General features: G+C 41.8%; 15 protein-coding genes. 6 read left to right on the top strand and 9 right to left on the bottom strand.

Annotation, left to right across the window (positions count from 1 at the left end; genetic code table 11):
• Nucleotides 1–38: 38 nt before the first annotated feature.
• Nucleotides 39–1,289 (bottom strand): ATP-binding protein, encoded by a 1,251-nt coding sequence (locus SNE_RS06660; protein WP_013943614.1) that lies wholly within the window; start codon nucleotides 1,287–1,289, stop codon nucleotides 39–41.
• Between the two features lie 155 nt (nucleotides 1,290–1,444).
• On the opposite strand from SNE_RS06660, the gene SNE_RS06655 reads away from it, so the two are divergent.
• The 4 genes from SNE_RS06655 to SNE_RS06640 all read left to right on the top strand — a co-directional run bounded on the left by SNE_RS06655 (nucleotide 1,445) and on the right by SNE_RS06640 (nucleotide 7,380).
• Nucleotides 1,445–2,596 (top strand): exonuclease/endonuclease/phosphatase family protein, encoded by a 1,152-nt coding sequence (locus SNE_RS06655; RefSeq protein WP_013943613.1) that lies wholly within the window; start codon nucleotides 1,445–1,447, stop codon nucleotides 2,594–2,596.
• A 258-nt stretch (nucleotides 2,597–2,854) separates the two neighbouring features.
• On the top strand, nucleotides 2,855–4,450 hold the full coding sequence (gene abc-f, locus SNE_RS06650) for a ribosomal protection-like ABC-F family protein (RefSeq protein ID WP_013943612.1): 1,596 nt from the start codon (nucleotides 2,855–2,857) through the stop codon (nucleotides 4,448–4,450).
• Nucleotides 4,451–4,515: 65 nt separating this feature from the next.
• On the top strand, nucleotides 4,516–6,102 hold the full coding sequence (locus tag SNE_RS06645) for a glucose-6-phosphate isomerase (RefSeq protein WP_148258971.1): 1,587 nt from the start codon (nucleotides 4,516–4,518) through the stop codon (nucleotides 6,100–6,102).
• On the top strand, nucleotides 6,103–7,380 hold the full coding sequence (locus tag SNE_RS06640; RefSeq protein ID WP_013943610.1) for an MFS transporter: 1,278 nt from the start codon (nucleotides 6,103–6,105) through the stop codon (nucleotides 7,378–7,380).
• 165 nt (nucleotides 7,381–7,545) lie between these two features.
• Here SNE_RS06640 and SNE_RS06635 read toward each other — a convergent pair whose 3' ends face one another.
• Nucleotides 7,546–8,607: a DMT family transporter gene (locus SNE_RS06635; protein WP_013943609.1), complete on the bottom strand. Its 1,062-nt coding sequence runs from the start codon at nucleotides 8,605–8,607 to the stop codon at nucleotides 7,546–7,548.
• A gap of 17 nt (nucleotides 8,608–8,624) precedes the next feature.
• On the bottom strand, nucleotides 8,625–9,686 hold the full coding sequence (locus tag SNE_RS06630) for a DMT family transporter (protein WP_013943608.1): 1,062 nt from the start codon (nucleotides 9,684–9,686) through the stop codon (nucleotides 8,625–8,627).
• Nucleotides 9,687–9,830: 144 nt separating this feature from the next.
• Here SNE_RS06630 and SNE_RS06625 point away from each other — a divergent pair, with 144 nt between their 5' ends.
• Nucleotides 9,831–12,989, top strand: coding sequence for a protein kinase family protein (locus tag SNE_RS06625; RefSeq protein ID WP_013943607.1), 3,159 nt, complete (start codon nucleotides 9,831–9,833; stop codon nucleotides 12,987–12,989).
• Here the strand turns inward: SNE_RS06625 and recF are convergent.
• Genes recF through smpB form a run of 3 tightly spaced genes read right to left on the bottom strand, consistent with a single transcriptional unit; the run spans nucleotide 12,962 to nucleotide 15,660 of the window.
• On the bottom strand, nucleotides 12,962–14,047 hold the full coding sequence (gene recF / locus SNE_RS06620) for a DNA replication/repair protein RecF (RefSeq protein ID WP_013943606.1): 1,086 nt from the start codon (nucleotides 14,045–14,047) through the stop codon (nucleotides 12,962–12,964). The genes SNE_RS06625 and recF overlap by 28 nt on opposite strands.
• 3 nt (nucleotides 14,048–14,050) lie before the next feature.
• Nucleotides 14,051–15,148, bottom strand: a complete 1,098-nt coding sequence (gene dnaN, locus SNE_RS06615; protein WP_013943605.1) for a DNA polymerase III subunit beta — start codon at nucleotides 15,146–15,148, stop codon at nucleotides 14,051–14,053.
• Between the two features lie 56 nt (nucleotides 15,149–15,204).
• Nucleotides 15,205–15,660: an SsrA-binding protein SmpB gene (gene smpB / locus SNE_RS06610; RefSeq protein WP_013943604.1), complete on the bottom strand. Its 456-nt coding sequence runs from the start codon at nucleotides 15,658–15,660 to the stop codon at nucleotides 15,205–15,207.
• Between the two features lie 80 nt (nucleotides 15,661–15,740).
• Here smpB and SNE_RS12295 point away from each other — a divergent pair, with 80 nt between their 5' ends.
• Nucleotides 15,741–16,172 (top strand): CC0125/CC1285 family lipoprotein, encoded by a 432-nt coding sequence (locus SNE_RS12295; protein ID WP_053225343.1) that lies wholly within the window; start codon nucleotides 15,741–15,743, stop codon nucleotides 16,170–16,172.
• Here SNE_RS12295 and SNE_RS06600 read toward each other — a convergent pair.
• From SNE_RS06600 to SNE_RS06590, 3 genes are read right to left on the bottom strand one after another with little or no spacing between them, the layout of a single operon-like run.
• Nucleotides 16,157–16,342, bottom strand: a complete 186-nt coding sequence (locus tag SNE_RS06600; RefSeq protein ID WP_013943602.1) for a hypothetical protein — start codon at nucleotides 16,340–16,342, stop codon at nucleotides 16,157–16,159. The genes SNE_RS12295 and SNE_RS06600 overlap by 16 nt on opposite strands.
• A 5-nt stretch (nucleotides 16,343–16,347) precedes the next feature.
• On the bottom strand, nucleotides 16,348–16,671 hold the full coding sequence (locus SNE_RS06595; protein WP_041418880.1) for a hypothetical protein: 324 nt from the start codon (nucleotides 16,669–16,671) through the stop codon (nucleotides 16,348–16,350).
• Between the two features lie 38 nt (nucleotides 16,672–16,709).
• Nucleotides 16,710–17,438: a TerC family protein gene (locus SNE_RS06590; protein ID WP_013943600.1), complete on the bottom strand. Its 729-nt coding sequence runs from the start codon at nucleotides 17,436–17,438 to the stop codon at nucleotides 16,710–16,712.
• Nucleotides 17,439–17,456: the final 18 nt, after the last annotated feature.

Below are 17,456 nucleotides of genomic sequence, written 5' to 3'. Positions count from 1 at the left end.
CTTTTATTTGCAATTGTCTTTGCAAAAAAAGAGGAGGGTCACCCCTGACTTTGTAAATAAGTTGTATAATCTATTATTTTTCCTGGGAATCCGAGTTCTTTTTTAGCTTCTTCTAAAGCTCTTTCTTCCCGAGCCCTCGTTTCTACATCATCCATATCCCAAACAACTTGTAACAGCTCACAGTTGCCCTTTTGATCGCGTACAACAAAGTCGATTTCATAGCCTTGGCTTGTAATGTAGTAATAGACAGATTTCTTTTGCCTTCTAAGATCTAAATAGACTTGGTTTTCGAGGAATTTATCCAAATTTTGAGAAGTGTTAAAAGTTGTAGAATTGATGAGGCCATTATCAATTGCGTATATTTTCTTAGGGGTTGTTTGAAGCTTTCTCAATGATTCAGTAAATAGAGGGATAGGAAAAATTAAGAAAACGTCCTCGAGATAACTTAGATAGGAGTAGAGTGTGTCTTTAGCTACTTTAAGCCCCTGGCTTTTAATATCATTGTAGAACTTATTGATTGATAATGGAGAAGAAACATTTTTTAACAATGACTGTGTAAAATATTTCAGCAAGGGAATATTGGTGATTTGATGTCGCTCGATAATGTCTCTGAAAATTACTGTTTCTACATAATTTTGTAGAGTTTCGAGATGTAAATTTGAGACTAGTTTTTGAACGCCGGGAAATCCCCCTATTTGAAAATATTCTAGAAGGTGTTTACGATGATGATCCATGCATTTTTTCCCATAGGGTTTTGAGGGAGGAGGGATTTCATGTGCGTCAAGATATTCAAGGTAGCTATAGGGAAAAATTTCGATCGAAAGGGAACGGCCTCTAAGAGAAGTCGCAATCTCTTTACTCAGTAATTTTGCTGAAGAGCCAGTCACATAAATTTGGAGATTTTTTGTATCTGAAAGACGTCTTAAAACAAGAGGCCAACCCTCGATGTTTTGAACTTCATCAAGGAATAAATGACACATTTTTTGATGATTCTCAGGGTAGAGGGTGTACCAAAGGTCGATCATTTTCCCCATAGATTTATAATCCATAGGAACAATACGATCATCCTCAAAATTAAGATATAAGATCTGTTCTATCGAAACTTTTTGCTTAATCAGGTCACGGATGGTTTGGAATAAAAAATAAGTCTTTCCTGCTCGACGCATGCCAACTGCGACTTTAATGGCGTTTTGTGCATCTGGAAACTTATAATGTCTATAAATGCTACCTGAAGTTGCATCGATCGTTTCTCTAAATTCTTCGATAAGAGTCTGTAGGAGGTCTTTCATGGCTATCCTTCTTTATAAGGATACATATATCATTTTTTATCCTTTTTGAAAAGGAAAGGATTGAGAATTCTCGTTAAGTTACTGATTATTAAAAACTTTTATTGCAACTGCTTTTGATATCTGATATCATTTTTCTCACAATTAAGGAGTAAGCCGTGAGTATTGATGTCGTGGGAGAAGGAGCAGACAATTTTTTAATTCTCGCTCAGCCAACCACCACAGAAACAATCGTGGATAGGGTCAAGGTTGCTGCTTCGTATTTGATGATGCCTTTTTGGGAAGCAGAGACGGCCTTTCAATATTGTCTATTGTCTTTTCTTCCTGGCGAGTATGGCCAAGAAATGAATAAGGCTGTTGAGTATGCGAAACGCTTTTTTATTATGCTTGGGGCTTTATTGGCCATGTTGATCACAACGCCACTTGTGGTTATGGCACATGCCTTGACAGGCATAGCTCGAACCTTTGAATCGAGAAACTATCGCTACCTGACAGGCAATGCTGAAGAAAGAGCAAGCGAAAAGCCAAAATTTATGCATCTCAATTATTGCGGTTTATATGGGGGACTTCCCTACTCTTGCGGAGGAACAACTCCTGCTAATGCCCGTCTAGAAGAACTTGTTGGGAGAGTGCGTGCAGAGGACTTGGACCTTTTGTTTTTATGCGAATGCAACCGGATGCTAACTCCTGCATTATACTATAGCTTGAGAGAAGACTATTCTCATTTTTTTGTCGATATTGGGTTGAATACATGGGGGATTGAAAGTTGTCAGTTTATAGCTGCCCGCGTCCCCATTGTTTCACCTCCTTCTTTCCATCCTTTTTCGGAAAAGGTTGAAGGTGAATCAAGGTACATGAACCGGGGCTTTTTTGCTTTGGAGACTGCTGATAAGTGGTATCTTTATACCCATCTCTATTCGGGAAATGATGAAAATGATCGAGAGATGCGTCAAAAAGAGCTGCGAGCGATTCAAACCTTTATTGAGGATGAAACAGGAGATAAACCTTGCATCCTATTAGGTGATTTAAATATCAACCGTTTGGATAAGTCCAATGACGCTTACCAAGACATGTTAAACTTGGGCTATAAGGATTATTTTCCCGAGCAGCATCCTGATGCATTTACAGGAAGCGATAGGCTTGATCATCACATCAAGAAAATCGCTGCAGAAGCTGAGCCAGAAGTCCTAGATTACATCTTAATCAATGATAAGGGAAGAAGTCTTCAGCTTCAATTGAGTGTTTTCGAAACGTACAAGTCCCGCCTAGATCAATCCTTGTCAGATCATAAAGGGTTGATTGGTGTTTAGGCTTGTGCTATACTCAAGCAACTTCAAAAATTGGATTTTCGGCTGCGCCAAAGCACCGTAATTTGCCGATCTTAAGTGACCTCATATTCCTAATATTAGGCCACTTAAAATCGACGAATTCCGAAAGCTTTCGCGTTGCCCAAAACCAATTTTTGAAGTTGTTTGAGTATAGAATAAGGGGAGAACTTACGAGAGGTCGTATCTAGTGAAAATTTAAGTTTGATTCCAGTCTTTCACAACTAACCCAGGAACAAACTTATGTCTAGACTTCTCATTCAATTTTCACATTTATGTAAATCATTTGGACTTTCGCCCATTTTGCACGACATCTCCTTGTCTGTTCATGAAGGGGATTTAATGGCTCTTATTGGAGAAAATGGAGCAGGTAAGTCAACGCTTCTCAAGATCATTGAGGGCGCCATTCAAGAAGATGCGGGATATGTCAAAAGAGAAAGGTCTCTTAGAATAGGAGTGCTTCCCCAGGAAATTCCCGTTTTACATGAAGAAATGAGCATGCGGCAATACTTAGCAGATGCTCCGTTACTTAATCTTGAAAAGGAGATGGAAAAGTGCTTGGAGGATCCGCACCGGCTTAAGGAATGGGAGAACCTTCACAAGCAGTACGAAATTTTGGGCGGATATTGCCGCTTGCCTCTCGAGAAAGTGTTGAACGGACTCAAAATTGACTGTACTCTTTTAGATTTACCCATGAGTAAGCTGAGCGGTGGCGAAAAAGTTCGCATGGCCTTAGCTAAAGCACTTGCTCAAAATCCAGATATCCTTTTGCTAGATGAACCAACAAATCACTTGGATGATGACATGCTTGTTTGGTTAGAAAAGATGCTCAAATGTCGCATAGGTGCCACAATCATTGCTTCGCATCATCGGAGTTTTTTAAATCGGGCCTGCCATAGCCTTGTTCATCTTAAAGCAGGAAAGCTCTCTTTCTATAGAGGGAATTACGACTTTTACCTTTCAGAAAAGCAAGCAGAGCTTGAGAGGCAAACCAAAATTTACGAGGAGCAAGAAGAAGAGAAAGCGACTCTCAAAAAACAAATCAAAATGTTGACTTTTTCTTGTCCGAAGCCCGGTAAACCAAAAGATCGGAACCTCATGGCTTATGATCGTCATGGTGAAAGCTATCAAAAGTCTAAACAGCACCGTTTAAATGTTTTAAAGGGAAGACTTGAAACCTTAGAGAAGGAGGCAATTTCGCATCCAAAACCGAAGAGTGTCAAAGGGCTTCGATTTATAGTCACTCCTTATCATCACGATCAAGCCATAGAAATTGCAAATGTCACTCATGCATTTGCGGGAAAATGTTTATATGAGAAATTTTCAATGAGTTTTGCATTTGGTGAGCGTGTAATTTTATGTGGGCCAAATGGTGCGGGAAAAACCACGTTACTTCGCTTGATTTTAGGAGAATTTGAGCCAGATCAAGGAAAGGTGTTTGTTTCCTCGCAGGCATGCATAGGATACCTTGATCAAGAAGTACAAAATCTTCCGATGAATCAAACTCCTTTGGAATTTTTTGCAGCGAAGTTTCAACTCACAGAAGAAAATTTAAGAAACGAGCTTCACAAAGGAGCTCTTGCGGGGGAACTTCTTGTGAGGCGTCCTTTTTTTTCGATGAGCGTTGGAGAGCGGAAACGGTTCATGCTACTTGCTCTCATGCTTTCAAGGCCGAATGTACTACTCCTTGATGAGCCCACAAACCATCTTGATCTGCTAACGCTCGAAGCACTTGAAAAGGCTTTACTCTCTTTTGAAGGGCTCATCATTGCGGTCTCTCATGATCCGACTTTTAAGAGTAAGCTGGAGGCGCAAAAAATAAGAATAGAAAACAGATAAAAAAGTATTTACAATCAGTGCATTTCGTTGTATGAGTCGTTTTTTTTAACTAGATGGGATGGGCAATGTCTGCGTTCAATGAATATGAAGCTACAAAGAGACTGAAAGAGTTAGCAGAAAAACCAATTGATCTTTCGAAAGAGGGGGCTCTTACTCCTAAGCGATTGGAGCAAATGGTTGCATCGAATTTAAATCTTAAGCTTTTTTATGGAACAGAGCGGGTGACGGAGAAGGTCATGGATGCACTTTGTGACCTAGCGAAAGAAGCCAAAGTGATTGACAAGATGCATGCCATGCAAAATGGGGAAATCATCAATAAGATTGAGGGGTATGAAAGTGAAGAGCGATCTGTTTTGCATACGGCGATGCGCGATTTTTTTGACCGTCGTGTTGAAGCTGAGGCTGCCAAGAAGGCTTCGACGGAAGCGTATGCAGAGCTTGAGAAATTAAAGATGTTTCTCGATACAATCGATAAGCAAAACTTTACTGATATTATTCAAGTGGGGATTGGGGGATCTGAATTAGGACCAAAAGCCATTTATCTGGGGTTAGAGGCTTTTAGTCGACCAAATCGGCGCGCGCATTTCGTTTCAAATGTCGATCCCGATGATGCAGCAAATGTCTTGAATCGGGTCGATTTGGGTAAGACGCTCGTGGTTATTGTATCTAAATCTGGCTCAACACTAGAGACACGGACAAATGAAGAGCTAGTAAGAAAACGATTTCTCGACGTAGGACTTTCTCCGCAAAATCATATCATTGCGGTGACCGGAAAGGGGAGTCCGATGGATGATCCAAAAAAATACCGGGCATCATTTTACATGTGGGACTTTGTGGGTGGTCGTTACTCTGTCACTTCGATGGTAGGCTGTGTTACCCTTGCATTTGCAATTGGAATGGAAAAGCTCCTTGAGTTCTTAAAGGGAGCCCATGCAATGGATAAAGTGGCTCTCAATGAAGATCCCTATCAAAACCTTCCTCTTCTTTCAGCTCTACTTGGAATTTGGAACCACAATTTCTTAGGGCTACCGACAACAGCTGTGATCCCTTATTCGCAAGCCATGTCCCGCTTTCCTGCCCATTTGCAGCAATGTGACATGGAGTCGAATGGAAAACGGATCGATAAACAGGGGAAGCTATTAGATCATTGGACTGGGCCGATCATCTGGGGTGAGCCCGGGACAAATGGGCAACATTCGTTTTATCAGCTCATTCACCAGGGAACCATTCCTGTTCCTGTTGAATTTGTCGGTTTTTGTAAGTCGCAACGGGGGATAGATAATGAGTATGAAGGAACCACTTCTCAAGAAAAGCTTTTATCGAATCTGTTTGCGCAGTCTATTGGACTTGCTACTGGAAAAAAGAGTGATAACCCCAATAAAGAGTTTCCAGGAAATCGCCCAACGCGCATTTTAATGGCAAAGCAGTGTGATCCCTATTCGATAGGGGCGATTTTAGCCCTTTATGAGCACAAAGTAGCTTTTCAAGGGTTTGTCTGGAATATCAATTCTTTCGATCAAGAAGGGGTTCAACTCGGTAAGGTTTTGGCAAATAAAATCATCTCTCAGTTTCAAAAAATGCGCAAAGGGGAAGAGTTTGAAAAAGATTTTCCTCTCGGAGCAGTCTATCTCAATCATCTTAAGGAGTTTTAGATGAAAAAAGGCTCTGCAATGAGCTGGTGGATTTGGACTCTAACGGTTGTTTTTCTCTTTTATGAGTTTTTCATCCGAGTCTTTCCAACAGCCATGGTGACTGAACTCATGGCAGCCTTTTCTGTGACGGCTGGAACTTTAGGAACACTGAGTGCATTTTATTTCTACGCCTATGCGCCTATGCAAATCCCCGTGGGGATTTTAATGGACCGTTTTGGAGCGCGCAAACTGCTCACTTTTGCTTCTCTCATTTGTGCACTGGGAAGTTTTATGTTTGCTTTGTCTCCTCACTTACCCATGGCTGAATTGGGACGGCTTTTGATGGGGATTGGTTCTGCTTTTGGTTTTGTTGGGATGGTGTATGTTTCTTCTCATTGGTTTCCAGCGGATAAGCTTGCCCTTTTAGTCGGTTTGGGAAATTCGATTGGGATGTTAGGAGCTGTTGGTGCTGAAGGGCCTCTAACGCTAACTGTTGCATCTATCGGATGGCGCTACACCTTACATATTTTTGGAATCTTTGGAGTGATTCTAGCTTTTGCGATCTACTTGTTCATTCGAAGAGAACCACAACGGATGAAAAGAGGCGAAGGGAAACATGCGACTCTAAAGCTCGTTCATAAACTAAAAATGGTTTGTTCAAACTATAAAACCTACCTCAATGCCGTGATTGCTCTTCTTTACTACATGACAACAGCCGGCTTTGCATCTCTTTGGGGAATTCCATTTTTGGTCCAAAAATATGGAATGGAGAAAACCCTGGCAGGTTATGCTGTTTCTATGATCTTTGTCGGTTGGATTGTTGGAGGGCCTCTCATTGGTCTTGTTTCCGATCGTTTTAGTAAAAGGAAGCCACTTCTCTTTGGAAGCCTTATTCTCACCGCGGCTTCAATTGTTCCTGTGATTTATGTGGATAATCTTTTTACTGAAGCCTTGTTTTTTCTCCTCTTTTTTGTAGGTTTTTTCTCTTCAGCCCAACTCCTTCACTTCTCCTTAGCAATTGAGTTAAACCCTATTGAGGCAAAAGGAACGAGCATTGCGATGACGAACTTTATTGTGGCAGTGGGATCTTCTATCATTCAGCCTTTACTTGGATACTTACTCGATTTGGGCTGGGATGGTGTGATGAAAAACGGGGTGCCGTTTTATTCTGCGTCAGATTACAGGCAAGCAATGGTTGTATTTCCGATAACATTGCTTCTTGCTCTTTTCCTTCTTCTTTTTCTCAAAGAGAGGAAGCATCAAAAGGAAAAAATTGCCGAGATGATTGGTTTAGATTAACCTTGGCTCTGAGTTTATTTCACTCATTCTCAAGGATTTTTCTTATTCTTCTCAGCCTTTTTATTTCGAAAAGGAACATTTGGCATTTCCCAAGCCAGAAATTCAGAGAATTTAAGAGAACGCTCTCTTTAGACTAACCAAAATAAACCCAGAGCTCAGGTTAGATTAAATCCCTTCGAAAGAGCCGGGGCGTTCATGCGTTACCTTTCTACGTGCTGCTCTGACTTCGCCGATTAGACTCACTCCAATCCCAATCAAGATAACGATTCCCCCAATAATTTGAGCTTTGTTGGGAATTTCACCTAAAATGAGGTAAGCAAAGAGGGTTCCTGCAATTGGTGTGAGTGCAGTTGCCATAGAGATGTCTGCAGAAGAAGCTTTTTTTACCCCTTTATACCACGTGATCTGACCCACAACAATGATCAGCGCTCCATAGACAAGCATCCATTGCCAGAGAAAAGGAGAAAAGAGTTCATCAAAATGGTGTACTCCAAAAACTGACATGACAATAATCGAAAAAAGGATCACTCCGACAATCATGCGAAGGACGCTAAAGATTCCAACCGAAACACTTTGGAGAAGAGAACGACTGATCTGAACGGCGATGATACTCATCAATGTTGCTAATGTCGTTAAAATTTCTCCACTCTTTGGAAGCATTTGTAAAAAGTGGTTCACAGCAGGATTTCCTACATCGATCATTTTCATTGTCATCCGATTTTCCATTGGAGGTTGATTGAGAAAGAAAATGAGAATGATTCCTCCGAATGCAATCAGGGCGCCAAGAACAGCTGTGAGACGGGCTTTTTCTCGAAAAAATAGATAGGCGAAAAAGAGACTGAGAGGGACATCGATTGTCGAGATCAAAACGACGTTTGTAACTTCTGTAAGCATGAGAGCCATAAAGTAAAATGCAGGAGCTAGAACTCCGGCAAAGAGAATCAGAACAAGCATACAAATCCACAGCTTCAGTGGAACTTGTTTTAGCTCATTCAGTTTCCAGTTTTTGCGGTAAACGATAAGGAGTGTGATTCCAGCAAGGACATTCCCTGCAAAAAAGAGGTTACAAAAAGAGATCGGATTATGACCAGATGGTGTGGGGTGCATAGTCCCAAGTTCACCTATTTTTGCGACGACGGCATTTGATGCAGCAAAGATCAAGATGGAGATCCAAAGCCAGAAGAGAGTCAAATTACGAGGAGCTGGAGGCTTTGTGGGAGTGCTCATTTTGTTACCTCATAGGTTTAAACTCCTGTAAAGGAGGTGGGGCGTTCATGTTTAACTTTTCTACCTTCTTTTCGTAGTTCTCCAAAGAGACTGATTCCAATTCCGAGCAAAATGACAATCCCCCCAATAATTTGCCCCTTGTGGGGGATTTCTCCCAAAACAAGATAAGCAAAAATAACTCCAGCAACAGGTGTTAGAGCTGTAGCCATGGAGATGTCTGTTGAGGTTGCCTTTTTTATCCCTTTAAACCAAGTAAGCTCTCCGACAACAATGATCAAGGCTCCATAAATAAGCATCCATCCCCAAAGAAAGGGAGAAAAAAGATCATCAAAGTGGTGAGGCCCAAAAACTGAGATAGCAATGGTGAAGAAAATCGCAACTCCTAAGACCATACGTAGGACAGTAAAAATCCCAGCTGAAACAGTTTGAAGTAGAGAGCGGCTCATTTGAACAGCAATAATTCCAAGCAAAGTGGCTAGTGCCGTTAAGATTTCTCCTGATTTTGGAAAGGTTTGTAAAAAGTGGTTCATAGCAGGATTCCCCACATCGAGCATTTTTGTGGACATCCGATTTTCCATAGGTGATTGATCAATCAAGAAGACGAGGACAATCCCTCCAAAGGCGACTAGGGCTCCGATAATAGCTGAAGGCAGCGCTTTCTCACGAAAGAAAATGTATGCAAATAAAAGAGTCATAGGGACCTCAACTGTTGAGATCAAAACAACGTTATTCACTTCGGTAAGCATCAATGCGAGAAAATAGAATGCAGGAGCAAGAACGCCAGATAGTATGATCAGAAGAAACATGCAAATCCACAGTTTTAAGGAGATTTGACTCAGTTCAGCTGGATTCCAGTGTTTTCGATAGACGATAAATAAAGAAATTCCAGCAAGAAGGTTCCCTGCGAAGAAAAGGTTACAAAAAGAGATGGGGTTTTGACCATTTGGAGTAGGATGCAGAGCTCCTAGCTCACCAATTTTAGCGACAACAGCATCAGAGGCTGCAAAGATGACAATGGAGACCCAAAGCCAGATAAGAGTGAAATTTTGGGATTTGGAGGAAATCGAAGGGAAGCTCATTTGTCACCTAAATTTTTTATTTCACAGATAAAGTTATAATAAATTTTTATCTACACATTGTTTCGTAATAGAAATTCATTTTTATATTATCTTTATAATCCCTGTGTTATAATCTTAAATAATTAGAGGGGCAAGGGTTTTTTTATGACAACTGTACAGACTTTAGGTCAAGAAACGACTTATGTACCACTGCGAGCAGAACTACAGGTTCGAGAAAGACAAGTAAAAATTTTAAGCGACACTCCTCTCGAAACGTCCTTCTACATTTATGGAAAGGCGATAAATGCAATTACTTATGCATTTTTCAGTTTCTTGATGCCTGTTCTCTACACGATTTTCAGCTCTTTTCGCCACCATGTGGTCGAGATGATTAACCTCAAAGGAGACTTAGCTCAAAATAAATTTGATGCTCTCCAAAAGATCCTAGATCACCCTGACTATGATGAAATTGTACTCTACGCAGACCGTAAAGACTATATCGCGTTTTACGCTCAAGCACAAAGATTGGGGCGTAATCAAACGACACAGCCAGAAGTTTTAGAACTTGCTCGTCAACTCATTCCATACTCTCTCATAGAATGTGTGAAAGACAAAGCTATGGAGTTTGCAAAAGAGGCGGGATCTTCTTTGTGTGAGGAATTCAAAGCCATTCGCACCGATGAGCCAGGGGAATTTTTGCGTCAGGCGACTGCGCAGGCAGAGGGATATCCTGAAGTTCAAAAGAAGCTCCAGCTTCTTAAATTAGCCACTCTACATCAGATGGATCTTTCAAAGGAACTCGTCATTAATTGCGCGAAAGAGACTTTAGCAAAAAATGGTTTTGATGAGACAAAGCTCCGAGAAACACTCGAGGTTTTAACGAATAAGGCTGCACAGAAAAAAGATGTGAAACAGTTTCTTATTGAAGAGAAGACTTTTGGCACCGATCCTTCTTCTAAAATATTTCAAGCCGGTTACCTTGTATTGATGAACCATTTAGAACCCTATCGCGATAGACAATTTGCTGTTGTTTTTTTTGATTTGATTCAGAATTTACGTAACTCTTCTGATGAAGGCCGGTATGGTTACAATGTTGGTCATAAAATCCGCGATTTGGCTTTTTTAGCTTCTCAGTCTCCTCTTTATCAAAGGATGCAAAATCAATCTGGTCGATCTAATCTGTTTGTAGCTCTTTTGCAAGATCTTTGTACAACACTTCAAATGAAAGTTCCAGGCATGAGAGAACTGAGGCAATTAGGAGGAATGTACTTGGATCAAATCAAGGAAGCTCAAGGGGAGTTTCCGGAAGAAGGGCAAAAAATAACCTATCTTGCTAAATCCTTGGATCGGGCTCTTGAGAAGCATCGGAAATTTTCGTTTGAGTCTTTTAGAGACCGCGCTTTAACAGACAATGGTCATTTTGATTTAGGGGTGGGACAGTTTCAAGTAGGAGATCGAACTCTTCACGCCGCATTTGGTCCGACACATAAGAATGATAAGGCGCTCGAAATGCATCTTGAGTCATTAAAAGAGCGAGGAGGAATCCACTTACATCAAGGGTTGGCAGCTTCCTCTTTTTCGTTGCGGCAATTAGCCTCCGAGTATCCTACTGTCATGCGAGTTTTTTCGATGCCCTTAGATGGTTTTTCCCATCTGTCTGAAGAAGAAAAACGGTATTTTCTTCAGTTTAAGACAGCAGAAGAATTTCTGATGAAGTACGCAAAATACGCTTTGTGTAACCAAACGTCAGAAGATCCGACCCCAATGCGAGAAATTTCTACAGAAAATCACCTCAAGTATACAGGAACAAATGACAACGGGTTTTACTTTGGGCAGAATGTGATGAGTACTGACCAGTTCAAGCTTGCCTTTGAAAAAAGTGTAGAGGCCTTTTCCCATGTGAATCCAGCTGTGGAAGATCCTGAGCGATTAGCCCGCGCTTTGCAGCTTGGGGCTCAAGGTTTTTTGACGGTTGGGGCCATTGTGAAAACTTTGCAAGATCTTCCTCCTGGTCAAAAAGATCAGTTTTTGAGTGCGACTTACAAACAAGCTTTTGAGAAAAATGTTGATCGAGGAATTGTGATGCATGTCCTCATCGAAGTCTATTTTCACTTGCTTTCAGGAGACCCTTTAACAGAAGAGGCCATTCAGGAAATGATAGGAGCTGTGATTGCTCGGGCAGAGCTAATTGTAGGGTACAAAGTCACAATGAGTGATTATCAACAGCTCAGTGATTTATTGCGGATGATTGGCGCTGATGAAACCCGTGTCCGGAAGGCCCTTCAAAGTTACGTGAAAGATGGGTTTGCAGCCCACTCAGTTTGTAAATTTGAACCTTTACTCACCCAAGCACCTGATCGGGCAAAACGACGAAAGATCACAACTGAGCGAGAAATTTTTGAGGGACGAAAACAACATCCACCTACTTTGAACAAAGGGTCCTATGGATCGGTGATTTATCGAGATCGGAAGGGGAAACCATATGGAATTTTTAAAGCGATCGACGCCCATTTTTCTTTCGGAAAACGGTTTAAATCAAAAGCCTTACATTTGATGAGAATAACAGGGCAGGAAGGGTATCTCCCACTCCCTGAAATGCGTCAAGTTGGAGCCATGATTTCTGAAAGAGCGACCTACTTACTTGATCATGCATTTGATGCTCATTCTGTTCCGAAAACAGAGATCATCTATGCTCAGGGGCATAAAGGATCGTTTCAACATTTTGTGCATGGCTATAAAGAAGCTCAAGAAGTGGACCTTCCAACAGAGGTGACAGAAAGTGAACTAACTCAATTTCAGAAGTTTGCCATTATCGACTATATTCTTGGGAATCTCGACCGAAAAGAAGATAATTGGATGGTCAAAATGTCAGAAGATGGGAAGAGCATTGACGACATCAAAATGATTGATAATGCCAATTGTTTCCCAAGAGGGCATTTGCCTCTTTCTTACCTTCCTGATGGATCGACTTGGAATCAATATGCTTGGAAAAGTCTCCCCCTTTCGGAAAAACCCCTTACCAAAAACACCATGCATTTTATCGAATCTTTGACCGGGTCTAAAGTTGCTAGGCTCATTCAAACTTGGAAAAGAGATCTAGGGCGGGAATATTTCGAGGCATTTTTTGGAGGAGATGAAGGGGAAGTCATCAAAGCCTTTCTTGATCGGGTCAATGTTGTACGCAAATTCAAAGAGCAATCGGAGTTAGCTCCACAAAATGTCAGAGAGCTTGCTACTTACAATACCTACGAAGCGATCGATGGATACCTAGGCTCAGAGAGAAAAGCTGCTCGAGCTCAATATACCTTACCCACATATAGTTGATCACTAGTCACAGTTCCCCCTTCGACATAAAGAAAGCGGTCATGTGCCACTTCTCCAATGAATTCATCTGAAGGGACGGTTAAGAACACTTGTCCAACAGATGAGATTGCTGTATGCAATAAACTCTTCCGTCTCTCATCTAAATGAATCCCGAAGTCATCAATACTGAGCAAAGCTTCTTCTTTTGTCAGCCTGTCTCTTTCGGATAATTTTAAAGCCGCAACGCAGGTTCTCTTTTGCCCCTCACTGGCGTAAATCTTTGCTTCTGTTTTGTTGTATGAAATCAGAAAATCATCGCGGTGTGGCCCATTTAAAGTGGTTCCTAAGAGGAATTCTTTTTTGCGTCCCTTTTGGAAAATAGTCTGGAGCTGGTCTAAGTGCTTCATACTAATTGAAGGGGCATAGACAAGATCAAAAAAGTCATTTTCATCAGACAGCACTTTGGTAAACTCTTGCAACTTGGGCTTGAGCCCCTCGATAAGAGCTGCCCGTTTTTCCATCAAATAGACCGCAGAGTGGGCCATCATTTCTTCCCAACTATCGAGGCTTTTCTCTGTTTTCGTCTTGAGTAGAGCATTTCGATTTTTCATAGCTTTGTGGTAGCGCATCAAGTGATGGACATAGAGAGGATCACATTGCGCAAGCTGGATATTTAAAAAGCGCCTCCGATCAATAGGTGCACCAGCAACAAGTTGGCTATCAGTTGGGGCATACAAAACAGAAGGGAGAATTCCAAGCAAATGAGAAAAATTGCTGAGTGTTGCAGCATTGTGATGGATCTTCCGATTTTTGCCATCGAATCCAATAGAAAGAGATTGATCGATTCCATCTTTTTCGAATTGTGCTTCAATGTAGAAGTGGGAACTGTCAGTCCGAATGAGGTCTGTTAAATGTGCTGTTCGAAATGAGCGCCCTGTACTGAGTAAGTAGAGCGCTTCGAGCAAATTGGTTTTTCCAGCCCCATTTTTTCCATAAATGAGATTCACGCCGGGGCTAAAAGTGACAGCCTCGTCCACATAGTTGCGAAAATTGCGAAGTACGAGCTGCTTGAGTTGCATTGGTCACGCAGATAGCCGCATCGGCATGATCACAAAATTCGCTGTCGAGGAGTCGGTAATGAGCCCGGGGTTGTGGGCGTTTGTGATCGCAAACGAGACCGTTTCATCTTTACAGTGACGCAAAATATCATGAAAGTAAAACGGATTAAACGCGATTTCAAACTTATCTCCTGAATAATCGACCGGCATCGAGACCTTTCCATCTCCGATGTCGCTACTATTCGCAGTCAGTGTGAGTTCACCTGGATTGAAGATGAAATGCACTGAGTGGTTTTTTTCACTCGTGAAAAGGGCAATCTGCTTGAGAAGAGACATAAGCTCCTCACGATGCAACGTGAACTTTTGCTCAGATGCTGTAGGAATCACACGCTCAATATCAGGATAATCTCCAGACAAGAGTTTAGTCACAAGGGTTGTCGATCCGACTTCAATGCCAACTTTATCCGGAAGAAGTGAGATTTTAAGCGCTTCATCTTCGTCGATCATTTTCACGATTTCTTCACATGCCTTGAGGGGGAGGAGGTAGTCGTGTTTGTGCTCTGTATCGATTTCGATCGAGGTATGGATTTTTGCAAGCCGCTTTCCATCGGTTCCCACGAAAGTTGCCGTGCTCCCTTCGATTTGCATGAGGACCCCATTGAGTACATGACGACTATCCTCGCGTGCTGCGGCAAAGACCGACTTTGAGAGCATCTCTTTAAATGTTCCTCCAGACAGAGTAAATGACTGCCCTTGGCTCATATCAGGAAGAGAAGGGAATTCGCTTTTATGGATTCCATTGATACGAAACTCTGAGCTGCCCCCGCGAACGTAGGCAATCTCACCAGTGGTGCACTCAATTTCGACATCTTGAGCTGTCATCTCGCGAACGAGTTGGAAGAACCGTTTTGCGGGCAAGGTGATTGCACCCTCTTCAATGACATTGGCCATAGTTTGTGCTCGTGTACTCACAGTCAAATCGGTTGCGCTGATGATGAGATTTCCATCGAAGGCTTCAATGAGAATATTTGCCAAAATAGGAATCGCAGGCTTAGAAGAAACGACTCCTTGAATGGTTCCGATAAGTTGAACCAATTCGGTTCTTGAGATGATAACTTTCATAGTGTATCCCTTTATTACTTTGCACATAGAAAAATATAAAAACTTCTCTAGCTGTGTCAACCCTGTTGTTTCAATATGCGCGCAATAGACCGTTTTTCTTCCCGTTCTTTGATCGCATGCCGTTTATCATGCCGTTTTTTCCCTTTAGCCACACCGAGCTTAACCTTGACGATTCCTTTTTTCAAATACATTGCAAGAGGAATGATTGTGAGTCCTTTTTGCTCAATTGACTTTTTCAATTTCGTGATCTCATAGAAGTGAAGCAAGAGTTTCCGGTCTCGCCGCTCCTCATGATTGAAGACATTGCCAAATTTATAGGGGGCAATGGAAGCCTGCTTTAAGTAAGCTTCACCTTTATCGATGATCACATAGGCATCTTGAAGCGATCCCCCATGATTTCTGAGAGATTTGATTTCTGTTCCGAGCAATACAATTCCCGCTTCGACGGTTTCCAGAATTTCATATTCATGCCTAGCACGTCTGTTTGAGACTAGTTCTGATTCGCTTTTCATATTCATATGAATTATGGTACCCTTCCTTGCAATTTACCTCAATTTTTGTGATAATGCCTTCTCTAAACCAAGAGGAAAACATGAAAAAAAGACTCATTCTCACGACTGGACTTGCAGCTCTTCTCCTTGTCGGATGCTCAACCTCCTATCACCAAAAGGGCTTTTTTGGCGATGGCTACAGCGATTACCGTGTTAACCAAGACAAATTTGCCGTGACTTTCAGAGGAAATGAATATACCGATTCAGAAGATGTCCGCCGTTTTGCTCTCACACGTGCAGCCGAATTGACTCTTCAAAATGGATTCCGCTATTTTAAAATCCTTTCTGAAAAAGATATCTCACGCCAAGCTATTGAAACATCTACAACAGAACAAAATGAATCAGTTGTGCAGAGGAAAGTTAAGAAGCAAGCTCCAGGGATTGATCTCATGATCCGTTGCTTTGATCAAGAGCCTGAAGGCGATGCCATCGATGCAAGAGATTTTTTGTCGTATAATCAACCGAAGAAATAGAAATAAATGCCGCACACAGCCGCTGCAATAAGCAGGAGCACGTAGCCTAAGCAAGTCACTTTGGCGTTGAGTTGCATGCGGGTTTCATGCATCTCGTGAAATGCTTCGGTTTCATCGTCTTTGAAACCTTTAGCATCATGAGGATTGGGAGCGATAGGTTGAAAATTCATGAGGCTTAAGCCTTACTCCAAGTTTTAAAATCGAGAAAGTCTTTCGCCATTTCGGGGAAAAAAGCTCCAAAAAGACCTACAGGCACAGCCGCGCAGTACACTAGTGTTTGGTAGACGCCATGAGTGATTGTATCTTGAATAGTGAGTGGGTGGCGTAAAGCATTAAAAACTGTTTTTACAGCTTCATAGATGGCGAAACAAAGCGCAAAGCTTGATCCAATTATAAATTCATATCTACCGATATAGTAACATGACTTGCCATTTGCCGTTGTCAGTTGAGCTGGAACATCTCTAAAATAGCAAGCAATTGCCTGGATAAAACTTTCCATAAATTCTCCTCCAAAAAACAAGAATAATTATAGGGTCTTTAAGAGTTAGAATCAATGGAACCCTTCTTTTTAAAAAAGAAACTCGAGATAAAAAATGCGACAACTCCTACCCAAAAGAGAATTCCCACCCAGGTCGGAAGACCGGTATAATAGGCTATGGTAGCTTTGAGCGAGGCCTCTAGGATAAGTTTAAGGCCGATCCAGCCAACGATCAGGTGGGCACCAAGCTCGAGACCGGGGAAGCGCTCAATGAGTGAAGTGAAGAGACGCGCTGCAAACCGCATCAAGATAATCCCCATGACCCCTCCAAAATAGACAATCCAAATCTTCGGCGGAAGATGGGGCGGTGTGAAACGAACCCCAATAAGCGCTAGACCTGCTAAAATTGAATCAACCGCAAAGGCAAAGTCGGTGAGCTCAACGAGAATGACAACTTTCCAAAAAGAAGGCTTTTTAGCTTTTCCTTTCTTTTCTTTGTGTTTACTTTGGGTCAGAAGATGGGAGCATGCGAGGTATAAGAGGTAGGCTCCTCCAGCAATTTGGATCCAAAAAATCTGGATGAGATAGGCTGCTGATAAAATTCCAATGGCGCGCAAAATGATCGCCGAAACAAGTCCCACAAAGAGAGCCTTCTTCTTTTCCATCGGGGGAAGATGACGCACGATGAGAGCTAGCGCGAGAGCGTTATCAACTGATAGAATTCCTTCGAGAAACGTCAATGTCAATAGACGTGGAATATCTATGAGAGAAAAAGTTTGATCGAGCATGTCATCTGTCCTTTTTCC

The organism is Simkania negevensis Z (genome assembly GCF_000237205.1).
Taxonomy (GTDB): domain Bacteria; phylum Chlamydiota; class Chlamydiia; order Chlamydiales; family Simkaniaceae; genus Simkania; species Simkania negevensis.
This window is presented reverse-complemented; position numbering and strand designations above follow the sequence as displayed.

Excerpts from the sequence above, each read along its gene's own strand:
- SNE_RS06645 (WP_148258971.1), top strand. The coding sequence starts at position 4,516 with ATGTCTGCGTTCAATGAATATGAAGCTACAAAGAGACTGAAAGAGTTA.
- SNE_RS06630 (WP_013943608.1), bottom strand. The coding sequence starts at position 9,686 with ATGAGCTTCCCTTCGATTTCCTCCAAATCCCAAAATTTCACTCTTATC.
- dnaN (WP_013943605.1), bottom strand. The coding sequence starts at position 15,148 with ATGAAAGTTATCATCTCAAGAACCGAATTGGTTCAACTTATCGGAACC.
- SNE_RS06590 (WP_013943600.1), bottom strand. The coding sequence starts at position 17,438 with ATGCTCGATCAAACTTTTTCTCTCATAGATATTCCACGTCTATTGACA.
- SNE_RS06640 (WP_013943610.1), top strand. The coding sequence starts at position 6,103 with ATGAAAAAAGGCTCTGCAATGAGCTGGTGGATTTGGACTCTAACGGTT.
- smpB (WP_013943604.1), bottom strand. The coding sequence starts at position 15,660 with ATGAAAAGCGAATCAGAACTAGTCTCAAACAGACGTGCTAGGCATGAA.
- recF (WP_013943606.1), bottom strand. The coding sequence starts at position 14,047 with ATGCAACTCAAGCAGCTCGTACTTCGCAATTTTCGCAACTATGTGGAC.
- SNE_RS12295 (WP_053225343.1), top strand. The coding sequence starts at position 15,741 with ATGAAAAAAAGACTCATTCTCACGACTGGACTTGCAGCTCTTCTCCTT.
- SNE_RS06660 (WP_013943614.1), bottom strand. The coding sequence starts at position 1,289 with ATGAAAGACCTCCTACAGACTCTTATCGAAGAATTTAGAGAAACGATC.
- SNE_RS06595 (WP_041418880.1), bottom strand. The coding sequence starts at position 16,671 with ATGGAAAGTTTTATCCAGGCAATTGCTTGCTATTTTAGAGATGTTCCA.
- SNE_RS06625 (WP_013943607.1), top strand. The coding sequence starts at position 9,831 with ATGACAACTGTACAGACTTTAGGTCAAGAAACGACTTATGTACCACTG.
- SNE_RS06600 (WP_013943602.1), bottom strand. The coding sequence starts at position 16,342 with ATGAATTTTCAACCTATCGCTCCCAATCCTCATGATGCTAAAGGTTTC.
- abc-f (WP_013943612.1), top strand. The coding sequence starts at position 2,855 with ATGTCTAGACTTCTCATTCAATTTTCACATTTATGTAAATCATTTGGA.
- SNE_RS06635 (WP_013943609.1), bottom strand. The coding sequence starts at position 8,607 with ATGAGCACTCCCACAAAGCCTCCAGCTCCTCGTAATTTGACTCTCTTC.